Here is a 3,773-nt window from a genome sequence, read left to right on the forward strand (position 1 = left end):
ACCCAGAGCCGCCTTTGACGTTGCTGTTGTAGTTGCCTGCCGCAGGCAGCGCCCGCGGCCGCCGCCGCAAGGAAACCCTTAAATCTTCTTCGCCAGCGACTCGGCCAGGCCGGTATAGCTGCCCGGGGTCATGTCGAGCAGGCGCTGCTTGGCGTCGGCCGGCAGCTCCAGTCCCTGCACGAACGTGCGCATCGATTCTGCCGTGATGCCCTGGCCACGGGTCAATGCCTTCAGCTGCTCGTACGGGTTCGGCAGGCCGTGGCGGCGCATCACCGTCTGCACGGCTTCGGCCAGCACTTCCCAGGCCGCATCCAGATCGGCGTCGAGGCGCTGCGGGTTCACTTCCAGCTTGCCCAGGCCCTTGGCCAGCGAATCCAGCGCCACCTGGCTGTGGCCGAACGCGGTGCCCAGCGCGCGCAGCACGGTGGAATCGGTCAGGTCGCGCTGCCAGCGGCTGATCGGCAGCTTCGCGCTGAAATGCTCGAACAGCGCGTTGGCGATGCCGAAGTTGCCTTCGGCGTTCTCGAAATCGATCGGGTTGACCTTGTGCGGCATCGTCGACGAACCGACTTCGCCTTCCTTCAGGCGCTGCTTGAAGTAGCCCAGCGAGACGTAACCCCAGATGTCGCGGGCCAGGTCGATCAGGATGATGTTGGCGCGACGGGCGGCATCACCGATTTCGGCGATGTTGTCGTGCGGCTCGATCTGCGTGGTGTACGGGTTGAACACCAGGCCCAGGCCGGTGACGAAGCGCTCGGCGAAGGCCGGCCAGTCCACGTCCGGGTAGCTGGCGACGTGTGCGTTGTAGTTGCCGACCGCGCCGTTGATCTTGCCGGTCAGCTCGACCGCAGCGATCTGCCGGCGCTGGCGCTCCAGGCGGGCGACCACGTTGGCCAGCTCCTTGCCCAGGGTGGTCGGCGAGGCGGTCTGGCCATGGGTGCGCGACAGCATCGGCTGGCCCGCCTGGGCGTGGGCCAGCGTGCGCAGTGCATCGGCGACGCCGTCCAGGGTCGGCAGCACCACTTCGCGACGGGCCTGTTCCAGCATCAGGCCGTAGCTGAGGTTGTTGATGTCTTCGCTGGTGCAGGCGAAATGCACGAACTCCAGCGCCGGTGCCAGCTCGGCATCGTCCTTCAGCTGTTCCTTGATGAAGTACTCCACCGCCTTGACGTCATGGTTGGTGGTGCGCTCGATCTCCTTCACGCGCGCGGCCTGGGCCGGGCTGAAACCGCTGGCCAGCGCACGCAGGCGGACGACGGCGGCGTCGGAGAACGCGGCCAGCTCGACGATGCCCGGCTCGGCGGCCAGGGCCAGCAGCCACTCCACTTCAACCGTGACACGGGCCTTGATCAGGCCGTACTCGGAGAAGATCGGGCGCAGGGCGTCGACCTTGCCGGCATAGCGGCCATCGAGCGGGGACAGGGCGAGCAGGGCGGATTCGGACATGTCGGCAGGGAAGGGCGAGCGGCGGGGGCCATATTCTACGACGCGTGGCCCTCGCATGCTCGGTAGCGCCGGGCGCGGCCCGGCGCTACCCGTTCAATCGGCCCTGCGGATGAAACGATCTGGCCCGTCCTCGCCATCCCACGCTGCGGACAAGGGAGTATCGTTGTCGCAGCCGCCAGCCCGGGAAGCGACACCCTGCCAGCCGCCGCTTCCCTTTCCCCAACCGAAGTAGTGCGGAGTTGATGCAATGAGCAAAGCTGCAAGCAAGAGCGCCCCCAAGGGTTTCCGGATCGAGCACGACAGCATGGGCGAGCTGCAGGTGCCTGCCGACGCCCTGTGGGGCGCGCAGACCCAGCGCGCTGTACAGAATTTCCCGGTGTCGGGCCAGCGCATGCCGCGCGGCTTCATCCGTGCACTGGGCCTGGTCAAGGGAGCCGCCGCCGGCGTCAACGCCGAGCTGGGCCACTTGCCCAAGACCGTGGCCAAGGCCATCCAGTCTGCCGCCGCCGAAGTGGCGGACGGCACGTGGGACGCGCAGTTCCCGATCGACGTCTACCAGACCGGTTCGGGTACCTCCTCGAACATGAATGCCAACGAGGTCATCGCCACGCTGGCCAACCGTGCCGGCAAGGCGGGCAAGACCACGGTGCACCCGAATGATCACGTCAACCAGGGGCAGAGCTCCAACGACGTGATCCCGACGGCGCTGCGCGTGTCGGCCGTGCTGGCCACCCATGAGCAGCTGCTGCCGGCGCTGGTGCACCTGCGCAGGACGCTGGACAAGAAGGGCCGCAGCCTGCGCAAGGTGGTCAAGACCGGCCGCACCCACCTGATGGACGCGATGCCGCTGACCTTCGAACAGGAATTCGGTGCGTGGTCGGCGCAGCTGGCCTCGGCACAGGAGCGCATCGAGGACAGCCTCAAGCGCGTGCGCCGCCTGCCGCTGGGCGGTACCGCCATCGGCACCGGTATCAATGCCGACCCGCGCTTTGGCGTGCAGGTGGCCAAGGCACTGAAGCAGCAGACCGGCTTCAAGTTCGACAGCGCCGAGAACAAATTCGAAGGCCTGGCCGCGCAGGACGATGCGGTGGAGCTGTCGGGCCAGCTCAATGCGCTGGCGGTGGCCCTGATCAAGATCGCCAACGACCTGCGCTGGATGAATGCCGGTCCGCTGGCGGGCCTGGGCGAGATCGAGCTGCCGGCACTGCAGCCGGGGTCCTCGATCATGCCGGGCAAGGTCAATCCGGTGATTCCGGAGGCGACGGTGATGGCCTGCGCGCAGGTGATCGGCCACCACACGGCGATCACCGTGGCCGGCCAGACCGGCAACTTCCAGCTCAATGTGACGCTGCCGCTGATCGCGGTGAACCTGCTCGATGGCATCGGCCTGCTGGCCAATGTGTCGACGCTGCTGGCCGACAGCGCCATTGCCGGCCTGAAGGTGCGCGAAGACCGTGTGGCGGAAGCGCTGGCGCGCAATCCGATCCTGGTGACCGCGCTGAACCCGATCATCGGCTACGAGAAAGCCGCAGCCATCGCCAAGCGTGCCTACAAGGAACAGCGCCCGGTGCTGGACGTGGCGCTGGAAGACAGTGGCCTGGCCGAAGCGGAGCTGCGCCGGCTGCTGGACCCGACCGCGTTGACCGCCGGTGGCATCCAGGGCGGTGGCGGTGGTGCCGGCGGCTGATCTGGAATCTGCACACTGTAGAGCCGAGCCCATGCTCGGCTCAAGTGACAGGCAGTGGCCGAGCATGGGCTCGGCTCTACAAACGGAAACGCCGCCCGGGAGGGCGGCGTTCTTGTTTCAGCGACGGTCGGCGACGATGTTGCCGAAGGTCTCGGTGTAATCCTTGAACTCGGGAATGGTCTGCACCAGGTCCGGCGGAATCACCTGCATGCCTTCCGGCGGCACGATCTTCACCGGCTGCATGTTGGGGTCGGCCGGTGCGGCCACCAGCGTGTTCTGGCGCAGCACCTGCAGCGTGCCGAACATCGTCTGCAGCATGTGCTTCTGCTCGGCGTTCAGCGGGATCAGGATCTCGTCGATCTTCATCTGACCGTCGGGCAGGATGATGATGTTCGGTGCCGGCTGGCGGCGCACGGTCACGATGCTTTCGCTGACCGAGATCTTCGGTTTGCCGCGTTCGGCGCGGTGGTTGCGGTAGTCCTGGTCACAGCCGACCAGGCCCAGGCAGAGCAGGGCGGCCAGCAGCAGAAACAGCTTTTTCATGGCGGTTCAATGAAGTGCATCCGGGGCCGCCATTGTAAGCCCGCCGGGGCGCAGCGGCCGGCAACGCAGGTGAGCGGCCGGCCGCTGCGCCCCGGCG

Annotated in this window: 3 protein-coding genes; 1 reads left to right on the forward strand and 2 read right to left on the reverse strand. The window is 67.1% G+C overall.

All coding sequences use genetic code 11. From position 1 onward, the window contains the following. Positions 1 to 78 precede the first annotated feature (78 nt). Entirely contained in the window at positions 79 to 1,446 is a 1,368-nt protein-coding gene (gene purB, locus DBR20_RS07270; RefSeq protein ID WP_108265710.1) for an adenylosuccinate lyase, read from the reverse strand. Between the two features lie 247 nt (positions 1,447 to 1,693). On the opposite strand from purB, the gene DBR20_RS07275 reads away from it, so the two are divergent. Next, entirely contained in the window at positions 1,694 to 3,133 is a 1,440-nt protein-coding gene (locus DBR20_RS07275; protein WP_108265711.1) for a class II fumarate hydratase, read from the forward strand. 117 nt (positions 3,134 to 3,250) lie between these two features. On the opposite strand, the gene DBR20_RS07280 is transcribed toward DBR20_RS07275, so the two are convergent. Next, positions 3,251 to 3,676, reverse strand: a complete 426-nt coding sequence (locus DBR20_RS07280; protein ID WP_100460466.1) for a hypothetical protein — start codon at positions 3,674 to 3,676, stop codon at positions 3,251 to 3,253. Between the last annotated feature and the right edge of the window lie 97 nt (positions 3,677 to 3,773).

This window comes from Stenotrophomonas sp. HMWF023, from assembly GCF_003060985.1.
GTDB lineage: Bacteria > Pseudomonadota > Gammaproteobacteria > Xanthomonadales > Xanthomonadaceae > Stenotrophomonas > Stenotrophomonas lactitubi.

Bases quoted from the DNA above. Each gene is read 5' to 3' on its own strand.
- DBR20_RS07280 (WP_100460466.1), bottom strand. From the start codon at position 3,676: ATGAAAAAGCTGTTTCTGCTGCTGGCCGCCCTGCTCTGCCTGGGCCTG.
- purB (WP_108265710.1), bottom strand. From the start codon at position 1,446: ATGTCCGAATCCGCCCTGCTCGCCCTGTCCCCGCTCGATGGCCGCTAT.
- DBR20_RS07275 (WP_108265711.1), top strand. From the start codon at position 1,694: ATGAGCAAAGCTGCAAGCAAGAGCGCCCCCAAGGGTTTCCGGATCGAG.